This window comes from Parachlamydia acanthamoebae (assembly GCF_000875975.1).
Lineage (GTDB): Bacteria > Chlamydiota > Chlamydiia > Chlamydiales > Parachlamydiaceae > Parachlamydia > Parachlamydia acanthamoebae.
In genome coordinates this window covers 283806-299671 of sequence record NZ_BAWW01000008.1, presented here as the reverse complement: position 1 = coordinate 299671, position 15866 = coordinate 283806, and the positions used below count along the sequence as shown (strand labels likewise).

The following is a 15866-nucleotide window of genomic DNA, read 5'->3' as shown; positions in this document are numbered from 1 at the left end:
GTTAAATTAAGTTGAAAGGCCGGGCAAAACCCGGCCTTTTTATTTTAAGAGAGAGTGAGAAATTTGATAAATCACTAACTGGGAACCACAAATTTTTGAAAATGGAGCCTATGAGTAGACTCACCCTTCACAGCAAATGCTGTTACATCTGGTTCTGGTATCAGGGCTAAATGTTTTTCAAATTGTTCAACCGTATGTCTTGCGTCTTTACAACGAATCTGCGCTCCAATCGAATCAATAATGTATCCCTCTGACTCGTCCACCTTTATATAGTTTATCAAATGAAGACCTGTTTTGTGTGCAATCGAAACCGAATAGACTCCGGGTTCCAGATTGGAAATGTTTTGAAGATAGGAGTGATCGCTCGAGTGTGCCCAGCGGGATCCCATTATCATATTGACGGATTCTAATTTCAATCCTCTAGCGCGTACCACTGCATGGTATCGCTTATCCTTAAAAAGTTCTTCAGTCAGAAGGCTAAAAGTTGAGCTAATAGAAGGATTGGATATCGCGGTGTAATGAGTTATCGGAGAAGGTGATTTTTTAGTAATTCTTCTAAATACCCCTCTTTTTTTTGAATTATTTTCTGTTTGTTTCGAATTAGGGGGCAATTTTTTTGCCTGGCAAGATTGTCTATATTCTAAAATAGAGAAGACCCACTGAAAAGTATGAATATCCCTCAATTTTTTTTGATTCAATTGATTAACTGTTTCCGATGTTGCTTTTTGTATTCTTTTCTCATATTTTTGATCAATTGTATCGAGCATGTCTTTTTTAAATGCTTCTAAATTTTTTATATGAAAAGGATTCCCCTTTTCGTGACTTAACCATGCTGAATTTTCACGTCTCAATCGATATTCTTCAGACATAAAAGCTGCAAATGTCGCATTAAAACTATTGGAATTAGGTGTCTTTGATAAAGAATATTCGGCGGCATAAGGGCTAGAAGATAAACTTAAAGCTGGATCTAAGTAAAGCAAGGCTTGACCAACATCATCAAAATTCACTTGAAAAAGTGGGTTTTCCACTTCTGTTTTAGCGATTTCTTTCAAATTTTTAATCAGATCTAAAAAAATAACAGAATAAGGAAGCTTGGCATCAATAAACGCATAAATAGCTTGATTCGCCGCGGCTTTAGCAGAACCACCTTTTTTATTTTTTTCAATAATATCGGCGATGTTTTGTCGATTAATTAAATATTTAACCGCAATATCCAAAGTCATTCCGGCACAAATTCCATCCAAAATGCGCGATTCGGGAGTTTTTATTGGATCTATGTGGATACTTTTATTTTCTCCGTTTTCCAAAAGCTTTCGCAATTTTTCCGTTGCTTTAACATCTTTTCGCTGAACTAGTACGGAACGTCTTCCAATATTTCGCGTACTTGCAATAAAATCTTTGTCAAAAATAGATTTCAATTGACTTTCGTGAGCATCTTTTTTTAGATGTATCAGTTTTGCTTTAAATAATTTAGAGGTATTTCCAGTGGTAAGTTTGTTGCCTATATGATAGAAAATTTTGAAAATAAAATATTTGAGCTTGTTTACTTTAACTTTAGGGAAAGAAGGTGCATGAAAAATTGGAGATTGATTTGATACGGGAATATGATTTGTTTTCATAAAAGCTCTTTCTTAACTAAATATATGTTTATTATATCAAAATAAATAGTATATATCAATTATTAGTGAATTAATTATCTTTTTAATATGGTTTTTTAGAAAGAAGGGGTAAAGGGCAACTTAAAAAAAAGTATAAAAAAAATAGTTAATGTTTTAAGTATCCAATTAGAAAACCCAAAGATAAGGATAGGGGAAATGAGAATTGGGATCGCCTATGGGGATGAACGGATCGCACAGGTGCTGAATCGACTCATATTAAATCATTCAGATCATGAAGTGGTCTGGATTGCTTGCTCTTCGACCCAAGTCTTTGAAAAATCTATAGATGAAAAGCCGGATCTTATTCTTTTAGATTTAAACATTCCTTCTACGGGTGGCGTAGAAGCCACTCGTCGTATGATGAAACAGGCTCCATGCGCTCTTTTACTTTTAGTTCAAAGTGTGAATTGGCGTTCTGCTGAGATTTTTGAAGCAATGGGATATGGTGCTTTGGATGTTTTAGCTATGCAAACTTCTATTGGAGAAATTGAAAAAGAGGCCTTACTAAAGAAAATTGAAACGATAGGCCTGTTAATTGGGCATCATTATAATCGAAAAAAGAGTGGCATAAATATTCATGGCAAAAAAGCGAGTAAGCTCCCTCATTTAGTTTTAATTGGGGCTTCAACAGGAGGACCATTGGCACTTGCTAAACTTTTAGCTGATTTTCCTCAACATTCTTCTCTCGCTATAGTGGCTATTCAACACGTAGATGAAAAGTTTGCCGCCGGGTTTGCGAATTGGTTAGACAGGCAAATTTCTCTTGAAGTAAAAATTGCGGATCAGGGCACTCAACCAGAAGAAGGCTTTGTGTTAGTTGCAGGGACTAATCATCATCTCATTATGAATCAAAAATTAGAGCTTGTCTATGCTCCAAATCCGCTTGATTCTCCCTATCGACCATCTGTCGATGTTTTGTTTAATAGTGTTGCTGAACACTGGCCCAACCGAGGAGTTGCTGTATTGTTGACTGGAATGGGCTCTGATGGCGCAAAAGGTTTAAAACGTTTGTATGATCTAGGGTGGCACACAATTGCCCAGCGTGAAGAAAGCTGTGTTGTTTATGGAATGCCTAAAGCTGCGGTTGATCTAGCAGCTGTGAGAGAGGCGTTGCAACTAGAAAAGATTGCTGATTCGATAAAGTCTTATTTTAATCTCAATCCTGTGACGAGAACGAAGAGAGGATTGTATGAATAAAAAGACTTTCATTTCTTTATCACAGCCCCCATCAAAAAAAATTACGGTGTTGTTAATTGATGACCAGGCAATTGTCGCTGAAGCCATTCAAAGTATGATCGGAGCAGAAAAAGATATTGATTTTTATTATTGCTCAGAACCCACTCAAGCCTTGCGTAAGGCGACAGAAGTGGCTCCTACAGTTATTTTACAAGATCTTGTCATGCCCGAAATTGATGGATTAATGTTAGTCAAATATTTTAGGGCTAATCCTGCGACAAGCCAGGTTCCGATGATTGTTCTATCTTCAAAGGAAGATCCCAAAGTAAAGGCTGAAGCTTTTGCGCTTGGAGCAAATGATTACATGGTCAAACTTCCTGACAAAGTGGAACTATTAGCAAGAATTCGGTACCACTCAAGCAACTACATTCGGCTGCTTGAAAGAGACGAAGCTTATGCTAGGTTGGAAGAAAGTCGAAATCTGCTAAATGCTGAATTAGCTGAGGCCGCTCAATATGTAAGATCCCTTCTGCCAAAGTGTTTAGAGAATCCCGTTCGAACCTCTTGGGAATTTATTCCTTCCATTGGCTTAGGAGGAGATGCGTTTGGATATTATTGGCTTGATGAAGATCACTTTGTCATGTATTTATTGGATGTATGTGGACATGGAATAGGGGCTGCTCTGCTTTCCATTTCGATAATGAACGTTCTGCAATATCAATCTCTAGCGAATATCGATTTCTGCAATCCTGCAACTGTCCTTCAGTCCTTAAATGAAACTTTCCAGATGGAAAAACACAATAATATGTTTTTTACTATTTGGTATGGGATATATTCAAAATCTAAAAGAGAGCTTTTGTACGCATCAGGAGGACATCCTCCTGGAATTTTGATTGTGCGATCGGGTGATCACATGGAGGATCCCATTGAAATTAAAACTCCAGGGATCGTAATTGGAGGAATTCCTGATGTTTATTATCAAAATGCGGTTTGTCCAATTCAGCCTAATAGTGTTTTATATGTTTTCAGCGATGGGATTTATGAGATCGTCAAATCAGAAGGAGGGGAAATGATGCGCCTTGAAGAGTTTGTCAAAATCTTATGCGAAGCTGAACAAAAAAAGAAAGGACTTGAATATATCATGTCCAAAATACGAAGTATAAATAAAGAAGAGAATTTTATTGATGATGTTTCGATCGTAAAATTTGTTTTTTCTTAAAGAGGTAGATTTGTGAAGACATGCAATTTGATTATAGATCCGATATATTTGCAGTCTAAACCATTTCTAAAGCCATTTTTATTGAAGATGTGAATGATTTGTTCTATACTGTATTTTCATTAATTAATCAGTCCTGAATACTTCAAGGAGAAGTGTGTGGATATCACAGAAAAAAAAGTTAATCGTCAAATCCAATTTTGGGCCCTTGTTGGACCATTTGTGACTCTTTTAACCTTTGCTGTATTATTAGCAAAAGGTTCCGCGAGTTCATTTTATTTACCTGTTTTAATTTTGATTGGTTTTCCCATATGCTGGAAATGGAAAATAAGAGGCTTCGCTATAGCTGTAGGAACTCTTTGCTTATTTTTTGCTATTTCTTATAGCTATATTCCCATAGAGGAAAGATTCTGGCAGTTTGGAATGGGAATGGCTATCGCCTTAGCATTTGCTGTTACAGCACTTTCTTTTGAGGAAGTGGAAGAATTAGTCCATTCTTTACAAGTGGAGTCAAGCAGCCGTTTAACAAATCTGTTACACCTGGATGAAAAATTTAAGATTTCAGAAGAAAAGTTGCATGAAGAATTTGAAGCTTTCAAAGGACAAGTCCAAGGGTATCAATCACAGATTAAAGAAAAAGATAGCCAAATCCAACGGCAGGAAAAACTGATTGAAGTGGTACGTAATGAGTTTTCTGCAACCCAATCTCAGCATGAAGGTTTGTTGAATGAGATTTTCCAAAAACGGCATGAAGTGGGATTGCTAAATGAAAGAATTCAAGCGTACCTTAAGCAGATCGAACAACTGACAGCACGTTCTTTAAGTAAAATATCTCCTGAAGAAATGGAAAACTTAACAGATACCATCCACAGTAGGGATGCTTCACTTGCGCAACTACACCAAGAGTTAAAAAAGGCGAATCAAGACTTAATCAGTATTGAAGCTGAAAAAGATCGGATCCAATTAGAGTTGATTAAGCAAAAAGCCCTTTTGGAGGAAAAAGAGAACGAATACCAAGACTCTTCTTATCAATTAAGAGAAAGTCTTGCGACGCTCAAGAGGGAAAAAAGTCTGCTTGAAATGAGCTTATCCAGGTTGCAGGCGGAGTTTGAAGATAATCAAGCTAAAGAATTAGGATACCAAGGAAATATTTCAGCATTGACTCATAATAATCTTCAATTTGAGCAAAAGCTTGAGTTGCAGAAAAAAGCGTTTGATGAGCTGCATGCATTAAAAGCCAATTATGAAGCTGATTTTGAAAATTTAAAAAGCCAACTTGGTGACAAAGAAGTTGCATTTAATCAATTGCAAAAACGTCTATTCCAGGCTGACGAAGAGATTAATCAGCTGAAAGCAGAAAATGTATCCCTTGCTGAATTAAAAAATTCACAAGACATTGGCTTTGAAACGTTAAAAAAACAAGCGATTGAAAAATCAACTTTTATAGAGCAATTGCAAAATAAAATAGAGGAAATTTCACAGCAAGTCACACATTTGGAAGGTGAGAATCAGGCTCTTGCTGAATTGAATGTTTTGAAAAGTGAACAAGAAATGCATGTTGAGGCACTAAAAAAACTGGCTCTTGAAAAAACGGCAATTGTTGAACAACTACAGGGCCAATTAACTCAGACCGATCAAAAGATGGCCCTTCTTCAAGAAGAGAATCAAATCTTGATGAGTGAGCTTAAAAGTCTTCAAGGAATTGATTTTGGTGCATTGCAAAAGCAAGTGCTTGAGAAGTCGACTGTTGTTGAAGAATTGCAATCTAAATTACGTATGACGGATCAAGAAATTGCACATTTAAAGAGTGAAAACCAATCATTGCTTGATCTAGGCGCCCAGAGTAGAGCACAAGAAGCTCATTTGGAATCGCTTAAGAAACAAGCTGCCGAGAATGAGAATGCGCTAAAGCAGATTAGGGAACAATTGGTGCTCGCTGAGAAAACCATTGTGCTTTTGACGGAAGAAAAGAAAACATTAACCGAGCAATTGGGTCAGGCTGCTGTAAGAGCGGATCAAGAGTCATTAGCGATTCCTCAAGAAATGCTAGAAGCAGATCGTTCTTTTAGAAGGATGAAAGGGTTGTATGAGCAACTTAAATGCCAATTTGCGGATAAGTCTGCAGTGCTAGATGAAACAAGGAAGCAATTGTTCCACCTAGAGGAAAAATTTATGCAACATCAAATCGATATGCAAGAAAGAGAAACCTTTGGGTATTCAGACATTGAAAAAGCTCTTGAAAAGCAGCTAATTGAAACGCAAAAAAACTATGCAAAAATGCATCGAGAAACAGTTCAGGAAGTTGAAGGTCTCTACGAGGTGATCGACAATCTTTTAAAACAGAACGTTTAAAAGGGCCTTTCGGCCCTTTTTTATTTCTTCAATTCAAATCCAAATTTATCATCTTTCCAGGTTAAAAGAAGCTGAGATTCCCCCGGAATTTTCCCTTCTAATATAGCCATTGATAGCATGTTGACAATTTCTTGTTGAATCAATCGTTTTAATGGGCGAGCACCATAATAAGGATCGTAGCCCATTTCGGCTAATTGAGAAACTACCTCAGGAGTCCACTTGAGTGAAACCTGTTTTTCAGCCAATCGTTTGGAGAGGCGCTGCAATTGGATGAGGACAATTTTTTGCATATCCTCTTTTCGTAGTGGTAGGAAAGGCAAAATGTCATCTAGTCGGTTAATAAATTCTGGGCGGAAGTGTGCTTTAATCACGGGGTCCAAGATGGCTAGAATCATCTCTTTATTAATCGCGGAGCTTGCCTGTTCCATTTTCTCTAAAAGCTGGCCTGAACCAAGATTGGATGTCATAATAAAGAGTGCATTTTTACAGTTGACGACCCGTCCTTTACTATCTGTAATGCGGCCATCATCAAAAATCTGCAAAAGAATGTTAAAGACATCGTGATGAGCTTTTTCAATTTCATCTAAAAGAACAACCGCATAAGGACGTCGGCGCAAGGCTTCGGTTAATTGCCCTCCTTCTTCGTATCCAACATATCCAGGAGGTGAACCAATAAGCTTAGAAACGCTATGTTTTTCCATGTACTCTGACATATCTAAACGAATAAGAGCCTCATCTTGATTAAATAGTTGCTCTGCTAAAGCTTTTGCTAATTCTGTTTTTCCAACGCCGGTTGGTCCTAAAAAGAGGAAGGCTCCCATCGGCCTTCCCGGATCACTTAAACCTGATCGTGAACGCCTAATAGCCTCACTAATGGCTTTTACCGCGATATCTTGTCCGACAACTCGTTTTTCAAGTTCTTTTTCAAGATGGAGAAGTTTTGCGGCTTCACCTTCCAACATTTTGTTGACGGGGATGCCAGTCCATTTGGATACAACTTGTGCAATCAAATTTTCATCCACTTCTTCCTGAAGCAAGCGGTTAGGTCTTTCATTTAATTTGTGTTCAACTTCTTGAATCTCTTTTTGAAGCTGGGGAATTTTGTTGTAGCGTAATTCTGCCACTTTATTGTAGTCTGCTTTCCGTTCGTATTCTTCTTCTTCAAAGCGCAGCTGCTCATATTTATTTTTTTTCTCTTTGATTGATTCAATGAGTTTTTTTTCTTCTTCCCATTGTTGTCTCAGATGAGAGAGCTCTTCTTTAATTTGAGCAATTCTAGCATCCATTTTTTGTGCCTCAGCCTGAGCAAGTGGGGTGTCTTCGCGTCGAATCGCTTCTTGTTTGACAATCAGACCAGCGAGTTCTCGCTCTTTTGTATCAATGGGAAGGGGGCGGCTTCCGAGTTGCATTCGGATCATGCTGGCTGCTTCATCAATTAAGTCGATGGCTTTATCAGGCAATCGACGATCGGTGATGTAACGATAGGATAAAAAAACAGCGGCGTGAATGGCGGATTCCGTGATTCTGACACCATGAAAGATCTCATACTTTTCACGTAGCCCTCTCAAAATAGCAATCGAATCTTCCAGGCTAGGCTCATTGATCATCACGGGTTGAAAGCGTCGTTCCAGCGCGGCATCTTTTTCAATGTGTTTTTGATATTCGTTAAGCGTAGTGGCGCCAATGCAATGCAAAGAGCCGCGTGCTAAGGCCGGTTTAAGTAGATTTGCAGCGTCCATAGCACCTTCGGTAGCGCCTGCACCAATTAAAGTGTGTACTTCATCAATAAAAAGGATGATCTTTCCTTCATTTTTTTCTACATCTTGAAGGATACCTTTCAGTCTTTCTTCAAATTCTCCACGATATTTTGTTCCGGCAATTAATGTTCCCATATCGAGAGCCAGCAGCTGCTTATTTTTTAATGAATCGGGTACATCCCCTTGGATGATTCTCTGCGCTAGGCCTTCTGCGATAGCCGTTTTACCGACACCTGGTTCTCCAATAAGCATGGGGTTGTTTTTTGTGCGACGACTTAAAACTTGCATGGTTCGACGAATTTCTTCATCGCGACCAATAACAGGATCTAATTTTCCCTCTTTGGCAAGAGCGGTTAGATTTTTGCAGTATTTTTCAAGTGTTTGTAAACTTGCTTCAGCCGTAGGTGAATCCATATGTCGATCTCCTCTGATAAGCTTGATCTGATCTTCTAGTTGCTTTAAAGAAATTCCTGTTTGTTTTTTCCAGCTTAGAAAAGGTTCTCCTCCATTTTTCCAGTAGGAGATCAGAAAGTGGTCACTACTTGTGTAGGTATCATTCCATTGTTGAGCAATGTTTTGTGCATCTAAAATGCGGCTTTGAAGACTTTGAGAGGTTCTTGGAGGCTGGATATTATCTCCACTATATGTGGGCTGGCTATTTAAATGGCGCCGTAACTCGCTTGTCAAGGAGTCGAGATTAGCATTTAAATGGGATAAAATGGAGTTAAAATAACCTTCAGGATCTGATAAAAAGGCCATCAAGAGGTTATTTTCTGTAACTTCAATGTCGTGCCTCTGCTGCGCATCGGAAAATGCCAGTTGAAGCGCTTGGGTGACAGATTCTGTGAAGTTTTGATTCATAGGTTTCCTCCGTTCGATAAATCTGTTTCAAAATTCACTTTTTCAAAAGAGGCCTAAAGGTAACCTTTAGGCGTTATAACTTCCTGCGCTGACTTTTCCTCCTGAGCCTGTCCAATCTGTATGAAAAAATTGACCACGGGGCTGATCGATTCTTTCGTAAGTATGCGCACCAAAGAAATCTCTTTGGGCTTGAAGAAGATTAGCCGGTAGACGAGCAGTCCTATACCCATCATAGAAAGATAGCGCTGTGCTGAAGCAAGGAACTGGGATTCCAAGTTCTGCAGCAGTCGCGACAGCTTTGCGCCAACCAGTTTGGGCTTGTTCGATCGCTGTATAGAAAAAGGGATCCAGCAAAAGGTTTTTGAGTTGTGGCGTTTTAGTATAAGCCTCTTTAATTTTACCTAAGAAAAGGCTTCGAATGATGCATCCACCTCTCCACATAAGTGCGATTCCACCATAATTCAAATTCCATTTGTAGTCTTGTGCGGCCTGGTGCATCAACATAAAACCTTGTGCGTAGCTAATAATTTTAGATGCATAGAGGGCGTGACGGATATTTTGAATAAATTCTTTGTGATCGCCTTTATAGGTCGTATTAGGACCCTTTAACACCTTGCTAGCTTCTACTCTTTCTTCCTTGATTGCAGAGAGACAGCGAGCAAAAACCGCCTCACTGATGAGAGTCAGAGGCATTCCTAAGTCGAGAGCATTGATGACAGTCCATTTTCCTGTTCCCTTCTGACCAGCGACGTCTAAGATCTTTTCAACTAAAGGGGATCCATCTTTATCTTTATAGGTGAAGATTTGGCTTGTGATTTCGATGAGATAGCTATCGAGTTCTTGTTTATTCCATTCGCTGAAAACTTCGTGAAGCTGATCAGCATTGAGTCCTAGCACATTTTTTAGAAGGGTGTAGGCTTCACAGATTAGTTGCATATCTCCATATTCAATACCATTATGGACCATTTTGACATAGTGTCCGGCTCCATCTTCTCCTACCCAATCGCAACAAGGTTCATTGTTGTCTACTTTAGCACTAATCGATTGGAAAATATTTTTAAGGTGAGGCCATCCATCTGGATTTCCTCCGGGCATAATGGAAGGTCCATGTCTTGCCCCTTCTTCTCCTCCGGAGATCCCAGCTCCAATAAAAATAATCCCTTTTTCTTTTAACGCTTTTGTGCGGCGTGTGCTGTCAGTAAAAAGACTATTTCCTCCGTCGATAATAATATCGCCTTTTTCCATGTGAGGGAGGCACAAATCAATAAAATGATCCACAGCATCCCCTGCCTTAACCATTAGCATGATCTTGCGAGGTCTTTTTAAATGGGCAAAAAAGTCTTCTAGTGAGTGAGCTCCATAAATTTGAGTCCCCTTTGCAGGGCCTTCGAGAAATTCATCCACTTTTGAAACAGTTCGGTTAAAGACAGCCACTTTAAAACCATGGTCGTTCATATTTAGAGCAAGATTTTGACCCATTACCGCAAGACCAATCAGTCCTATATCTGCTTCTGACATATTACCCTTCCTTAAATACTTTTGGGGAGTTTGGTGAGTTTAATTTCAATATTTTGGATCATAACAAAAGAGGATTATCTGCAATAGAGTAAAAAGGCAAAAAATACAGGGAAGAATAATCCTGTGTAAAGGAGCCATGTTCTAAACATGCTTGTTAAAATGCATTGCTGTTGAGGGCTTCCATTTGAGTAACTGGTTCTTTTACTTCATTTTCAATCATTTCCAGTTCACTAGAGCTTAGATCTTCTATGCGATAATTTAAGATGGCTGTCCCATATTTATAGACTAATTCTGTCATCACAATAGCCATGAGCTTAGGTGCATCGCTCATCATTTCGTAATAGGGAAGATCTATACTTTCGAAAATAGGATCAGTGTGTTCTAAATGATTGCGTAAAGTCACATAGGTAGGCAACCGCTCCTCTAAATCTAATTTCATATCGGGTCTAGCCAGATGCGCTCGAATTAATCCCTGATTCAACAATAAGAGAATTTGTCCAAGTAAGTAACTGCTACTTAAGAGAAAATTCATATCTTGAGTCAGAAAAGTATGTAATTCATCTTGTAAAGATTGTGGATCGCGACTTTCTAGCCCTTGTTCTTTCAATAAGGTATGAAAGCGATATAATCGATCTTTTAGTATTGCAAAAAGATTTTGAGAGGAAACGTCATGATTTTGATTGGAAAAAAGAGTTTGAATAAATGCGTTCAGGCTTGGATAAGTTTGTAGCATGATTTGATTCAGTTGCTGCTTGCGTTGCTCCTTTTTTTGTGTGCGCAAGGCTCTTTGATTTCTGATATAGGCATGTTTGAGTTGTCGATATTGTTTGTGGGCTTTTTCGTAGAGGGAGTTTGCTTTTCGACGACTTGCTTTATCTAAATCGGGCTTAAATAGATCAGTAATTTCAACTTCAATCCACGCAATTTCTCCTCTTAATACCTGAGAAAGTTTGTTTTGGCGTTCATCAATGATCACATCGAGGAAAGCATTCGTTTCTTGTGTAGAGAGTAAATCCTGGCTAGGGATGAAATTAAAATCACTCGATGGACCTGAAAGGGTAGATTTGATTACTTGCCAATATTCTCGGGCAAATGGTCCCCATGCATGAAAGCCTTGTTTCTCTTTTGACTTTGCGGGCCAAGCAGGAAAGCCTTGCTGCCTTTTTACTGTTGCCTCGGAAACATTCTCTCGAAGAGTTTGCAAATCTTCAAACATTTTTGTAATTCTTTCTTTATCTGATTCTAATTCGATGATTAACTGAAAATTGGAAGGATTAAGTTCAAGGTGAATAAGGTTTGTTCTGATTTTATATAAATTTTCAGTATCAATATAATCGACTTTTCTTAAATCTTTAGAGTTCCAGCTAAGAGGTGAGAATGTTTCTCCCACGAGTTGTAACTTTCTTAAAAAAGCTAAACGCCCTTTTAATGTAGTCGGATTGAAATGGGCAGGGGAGCAATGATATAACAAGCGTTCTGCAGATGACGCCTCCCGATCCATTTTATCCTCCTGCATGTTAGCTACAGTTGCAAAGATCTGGTTAATCAGTCCATGGATTTTTTTCTTCTCTTCATTTGAGTTAGCCTCTTTGTCTATCATTTCATGAATGATTAATAAGGGACTTTCAGAAGAGCTACAACCCATGGCCTCAAAGGATGGATCTCGCATAGGAAAGTTGTTTGTTGCAAGAGGAAGAATGCAAAGAAGTCTTTGGGTATTGAATAATTGTTTGCTATATCTTAGGAGTGCCTCGAAATGTGGAATCGGACCCATTTTTAAGTCATCAAGGGGATGCTTAGTCGTTAATCTTTGTAATAAAGCATCGAAAAAGATTTGAATCGTTTTCAAATCTTCGAGAAGGTCAAAGCACGCAATTTTAACAATTAGATTTTGATCCATGACGGAGCGTAAAAAGAAGGCTTGTTGTTCATTTTTTTCAGCGTCATGAAACTGAAAAGGAATGAAGCGAGTGCCTTTAAGCTTAGCCAGATTTTCTATAGCGGCATCACTACAAAAGATGGCTCCGCAAAAGTCGAACAAATACCAGCTATTTTTATCCCAGGGTAAGTGTTTAACAAATTCTCCACGTTTTTCACGAGGAAAATGATACATTGTTTCAAAAAGCATTCTTAAAATTTTTTTTGTGTCTTCAAAAAAAATATCGCATTGCACATCTTCAAGAATCTGAAGAAGCTTGATATCAAATTTTTCAAGCCAATCATCATCTTTTTGTAGACCATCAGGATAAGCTTTAAGAAATGGAATTCCTATTTCACATAATCTTAGCTCTTGATTTAATTGGGCGAATAGCTCTGGGCGCATAAAAGGATAGTGAAGAGGATTTTTAACAAAATAAAATTGGAGAAATTCGATCAGGTCAAGAATTCTTTGAATCTGTAAAGTAAAATCTAGCCCTCTGACATTGACTGTTTCAAAGCTTTGAAGTTCTTCTTGGTAGCTTCTGGTACAAACAATGGGACGTAATAATTGATCAAGAGTTTGTGGAAATTTTTCTTCCGTTTTAAGAGCTTTTATCATCAAGCTTTCATGATGGATTCTGAGATTCCGATATTGTGTATCCAAAAGACTTGCTTTGCTGAATGCGATTAAGGCTTTACCATACTCTTTTAAAATTTTATGAGCCATTCCTTTACGAATCCAAGCTTCTGTTGAGCTAGCGTCGATTTCAAGGGCTGATTGATATTTTGCAATGGCAGCCAGGTAATGTTCACGTTGTAATTCATGATTTCCTTCGCTTATTAAAGTATTCAATTGCATTGGATGGCCTCATGGGATTGTTTTGATAGATGATTTATAAATCAATATGGTCCATCTGTAAATTGAAATATTGTTTGTGGAAGTTCACAAATTCAGGAATAAAAAACAGGTGTTGAGGCTGAGGTGGTAGGATCGACAAGCCTGTGATTGCATCACACTAAAAAGAAGACAAGCGTATGGAAGGAAAAGGCTTGAGAGAAAGCGGATTTTAGATTAATCTTGAGTTCTTTCAATGTTCTCGTAGCTCAGTAGGATAGAGCGGTTGCCTCCTAAGCAACAGGTCGCGCGTTCGAATCGCGCCGAGGACAATCATCCCGCTTTCTTGCTTAGAAATTGGTCAATTCCTTGAGCAACACCCCATGCGAGCTTTTTCAAATAAATTGGATCTTTAATATTTTTAATTTCTTTTTCATTCGTTAGAAAACCCCCTTCTACGAGAATGGCAGGCATATTGGTTTCTCGAATGACGGCAAAATTTCCAGTTCTTACACCTCGTGACTTTGCTGATGTGTTTTGAATGACTTGATCCAAGACTGTGCTTGCTAAGACTTTTGATTGAGCCGTTCTTTGTGTATCTTTATCTGATTGATAATAATAGATCTCAATCCCTTCTGCCTTTTTACTTGGAGCTGAATTGTAATGCAAGCTAACAAAAAGATCTGGATTTTTGGAATTTGCAAATGAAGCACGCTTATCGAGAGGAACAAAGAAATCTGCATTACGTGTCATGGCAGTGGAGTAGCCCAATTGCTTCAAGTAGGTACGTACAAGCCTTGCTGTCGTGAGATTTAGATGCTTTTCGGTATAATTTGTCGATTCAGCCCCTGCATCGTCTCCTCCATGGCCTGCATCAATGATAATGAGTTTTTTTGCATGTTGTCGTTTGATAATGGGAGAATAAGCAATTAAGGAGGGTTCTTCAATGATCACAGGCTGTTCTTCAATACGGGGAGTTCGATGGCTGCAAGACGTCAGTTGAAAGACAAAGAGTAAGCCGAAAAAGACATAAGGGATTCTGGAGAAGAAAGCTTTCATGTACTTTGCCATGGGTTAATAAGTGTTAAGAGACATTTTGGCACAGATTTCTTGAGCAATTTTCCGATCGTCAAATTCGATTGTATGATGAGCAAAAATTTGTGTTGTTTCATGTCCCTTTCCTGCAACCAAAATGATGTCACCCGGATTTGCTTTTTCGATCGCAAAGGCGATAGCAGAAAGGCGATCTGGTTGAACGATATAGTTGTCTTGAAGGGAGAACCCCTCAGTAATTTCCTGAATGATTTTTAGAGGATCTTCTGAACGAGGATTATCCGAAGTTACGATAGTTAGGTCAGAAAAAGATGCACTTGCCTGAGCCATTTTAGGCCTTTTTGTTTTATCACGATCTCCACCACATCCAAAAACAGTGATGATTTTCCCTTTTTTGAGTTCAGATAAGCATTCCAGGGCTTTGTATAAAGCATCTTCAGTATGTGCAAAATCAACAAAAAGATTTAAATCTAGGTCATTTTGAATAGGCTCCAATCGACCAGGAGGGGGCGGAAATTGTTGAGTTAGAGAGATCAATTTTTCTAGTGTAATTTTGCGTGTAAGCCCTACCGCAATAGCAGCTAAGCAATTGTAAATATTAAATCGTCCGATGAGAGGAAAAAAAGTGGAATAGCTGCGTCCCTGATAATGTAGATCAATATGTGTTCCAGTCGGTCCAAAAGATGTGGGGCAGGCACGTAAATCAGCAGGGCTGTCAATTCCAAATGTAAAAATAGGGGTTTTAATCCCTTTTAAAATGGTTTCAAACCAAGGGCAATCAAGATTTGCAATAATTTGTTTGCTTTTCTTAGATGGGACTTGATCGAGCTGCAAAAAGAGTTTTCGTTTTGCGGCCGCATAGCATTCCATATTTTGATGGTAATCTAAATGATCCTGCGTCAAGTTTGTGTAAATGGCGATATCATAATCGATGTGTTCCACTCTTTTTTGGTCAAGTGCGTGAGAAGTCACTTCCATGACGGCAGCTTGGCAGCCTTGATGAACCATTTCTCGGAGCATGTGATGATTGGAATGTACATCAGGCGTTGTGTGAGAGGCTTTGTAACGATACCTACCAAGAATGTATTCGATGGTGCCAATGAGGCCGCAGGGGAGGTTGAGCTGTTCGAGCAAATACTTCACTAAAAAAGATGTGGTTGTTTTTCCATTAGTTCCTGTGATACCGACAGTAAAAAGTTCTTGGGAAGGCATTTGGTAGAAATTAGCAGAAAAACGCCCTTCTACCTCCGCAACATTTTTGCAGATAATCTGCGTGATTTCTTTAAAGGATGGATCGTAAATATCCGTTACAATTGCGGTTGCTCCATGGTTAATGGCTTCTGGAATATATGAAGTGCCATCAAATTTTAATCCCTTTTTTGCGATAAATAAATTTCCTGGAGCAATTAATTGAGAATTTGCACATATGCCAGATATTTCAATTTCTTTTGAGCCTTTAACTTGCACAACAGGAATGTCTTTGAGGACTTTTTTTAACTTCATAGGAAATTTGCACACAC

At 38.5% G+C, this 15866-nt stretch carries 9 protein-coding genes and 1 tRNA gene; 4 read left to right on the top strand and 6 right to left on the bottom strand.

The window, feature by feature from the left end:
* Positions 1–74: 74 nt before the first annotated feature.
* Positions 75–1619 (bottom strand): hypothetical protein, encoded by a 1545-nt coding sequence (locus AOM43_RS05315; protein ID WP_059359331.1) that lies wholly within the window; start codon positions 1617–1619, stop codon positions 75–77.
* A gap of 195 nt (positions 1620–1814) precedes the next feature.
* Between AOM43_RS05315 and cheB the strand changes: the two genes are divergently transcribed.
* The 3 genes from cheB (at position 1815) to AOM43_RS05300 (ending at position 6402) form a co-directional block, all read left to right on the top strand.
* Positions 1815–2855: a chemotaxis-specific protein-glutamate methyltransferase CheB gene (gene cheB, locus AOM43_RS05310; protein WP_059359329.1), complete on the top strand. Its 1041-nt coding sequence runs from the start codon at positions 1815–1817 to the stop codon at positions 2853–2855.
* Positions 2848–4053, top strand: a complete 1206-nt coding sequence (locus AOM43_RS05305) for a SpoIIE family protein phosphatase (protein ID WP_006340080.1) — start codon at positions 2848–2850, stop codon at positions 4051–4053. Before cheB ends, AOM43_RS05305 begins: the two co-directional genes overlap by 8 nt.
* Positions 4054–4209: 156 nt before the next feature.
* Positions 4210–6402: a hypothetical protein gene (locus tag AOM43_RS05300; protein WP_059359327.1), complete on the top strand. Its 2193-nt coding sequence runs from the start codon at positions 4210–4212 to the stop codon at positions 6400–6402.
* 20 nt (positions 6403–6422) lie between these two features.
* On the opposite strand, the gene AOM43_RS05295 is transcribed toward AOM43_RS05300, so the two are convergent.
* The 3 genes from AOM43_RS05295 to AOM43_RS05285 all read right to left on the bottom strand — a co-directional run bounded on the left by AOM43_RS05295 (position 6423) and on the right by AOM43_RS05285 (position 13317).
* Complete coding sequence (locus AOM43_RS05295; protein ID WP_013925291.1) at positions 6423–9020, bottom strand: ATP-dependent Clp protease ATP-binding subunit; 2598 nt, start codon at positions 9018–9020, stop codon at positions 6423–6425.
* A gap of 66 nt (positions 9021–9086) precedes the next feature.
* The gene (gnd, locus tag AOM43_RS05290) at positions 9087–10538 is read right to left on the bottom strand and encodes a decarboxylating NADP(+)-dependent phosphogluconate dehydrogenase (protein ID WP_013925290.1); all 1452 of its coding nucleotides are present in this window, start codon (positions 10536–10538) and stop codon (positions 9087–9089) included.
* 154 nt (positions 10539–10692) lie between these two features.
* A complete protein-coding gene (locus AOM43_RS05285; RefSeq protein ID WP_059359325.1) occupies positions 10693–13317 on the bottom strand; it encodes a tetratricopeptide repeat protein in 2625 nt (874 codons plus the stop codon).
* Positions 13318–13551: 234 nt separating this feature from the next.
* Here AOM43_RS05285 and AOM43_RS05280 point away from each other — a divergent pair.
* A tRNA-Arg gene (locus AOM43_RS05280) sits at positions 13552–13625 on the top strand.
* Between the two features lies 1 nt (position 13626).
* Here the strand turns inward: AOM43_RS05280 and AOM43_RS05275 are convergent.
* Together AOM43_RS05275 and AOM43_RS05270 are read right to left on the bottom strand one after the other, a co-directional pair.
* The gene (locus AOM43_RS05275; RefSeq protein ID WP_013925289.1) at positions 13627–14352 is read right to left on the bottom strand and encodes an N-acetylmuramoyl-L-alanine amidase family protein; all 726 of its coding nucleotides are present in this window, start codon (positions 14350–14352) and stop codon (positions 13627–13629) included.
* 15 nt (positions 14353–14367) lie between these two features.
* Positions 14368–15849: a UDP-N-acetylmuramoyl-L-alanyl-D-glutamate--2,6-diaminopimelate ligase gene (locus tag AOM43_RS05270; protein ID WP_059359322.1), complete on the bottom strand. Its 1482-nt coding sequence runs from the start codon at positions 15847–15849 to the stop codon at positions 14368–14370.
* Between the last annotated feature and the right edge of the window lie 17 nt (positions 15850–15866).

What these genes read in the sequence shown, in the direction of transcription:
- cheB (WP_059359329.1), top strand. Translation starts at nt 1,815, where the DNA reads ATGAGAATTGGGATCGCCTATGGGGATGAACGGATCGCACAGGTGCTG.
- AOM43_RS05270 (WP_059359322.1), bottom strand. Translation starts at nt 15,849, where the DNA reads ATGAAGTTAAAAAAAGTCCTCAAAGACATTCCTGTTGTGCAAGTTAAA.
- AOM43_RS05295 (WP_013925291.1), bottom strand. Translation starts at nt 9,020, where the DNA reads ATGAATCAAAACTTCACAGAATCTGTCACCCAAGCGCTTCAACTGGCA.
- AOM43_RS05275 (WP_013925289.1), bottom strand. Translation starts at nt 14,352, where the DNA reads ATGAAAGCTTTCTTCTCCAGAATCCCTTATGTCTTTTTCGGCTTACTC.
- AOM43_RS05285 (WP_059359325.1), bottom strand. Translation starts at nt 13,317, where the DNA reads ATGCAATTGAATACTTTAATAAGCGAAGGAAATCATGAATTACAACGT.
- gnd (WP_013925290.1), bottom strand. Translation starts at nt 10,538, where the DNA reads ATGTCAGAAGCAGATATAGGACTGATTGGTCTTGCGGTAATGGGTCAA.
- AOM43_RS05315 (WP_059359331.1), bottom strand. Translation starts at nt 1,619, where the DNA reads ATGAAAACAAATCATATTCCCGTATCAAATCAATCTCCAATTTTTCAT.
- AOM43_RS05305 (WP_006340080.1), top strand. Translation starts at nt 2,848, where the DNA reads ATGAATAAAAAGACTTTCATTTCTTTATCACAGCCCCCATCAAAAAAA.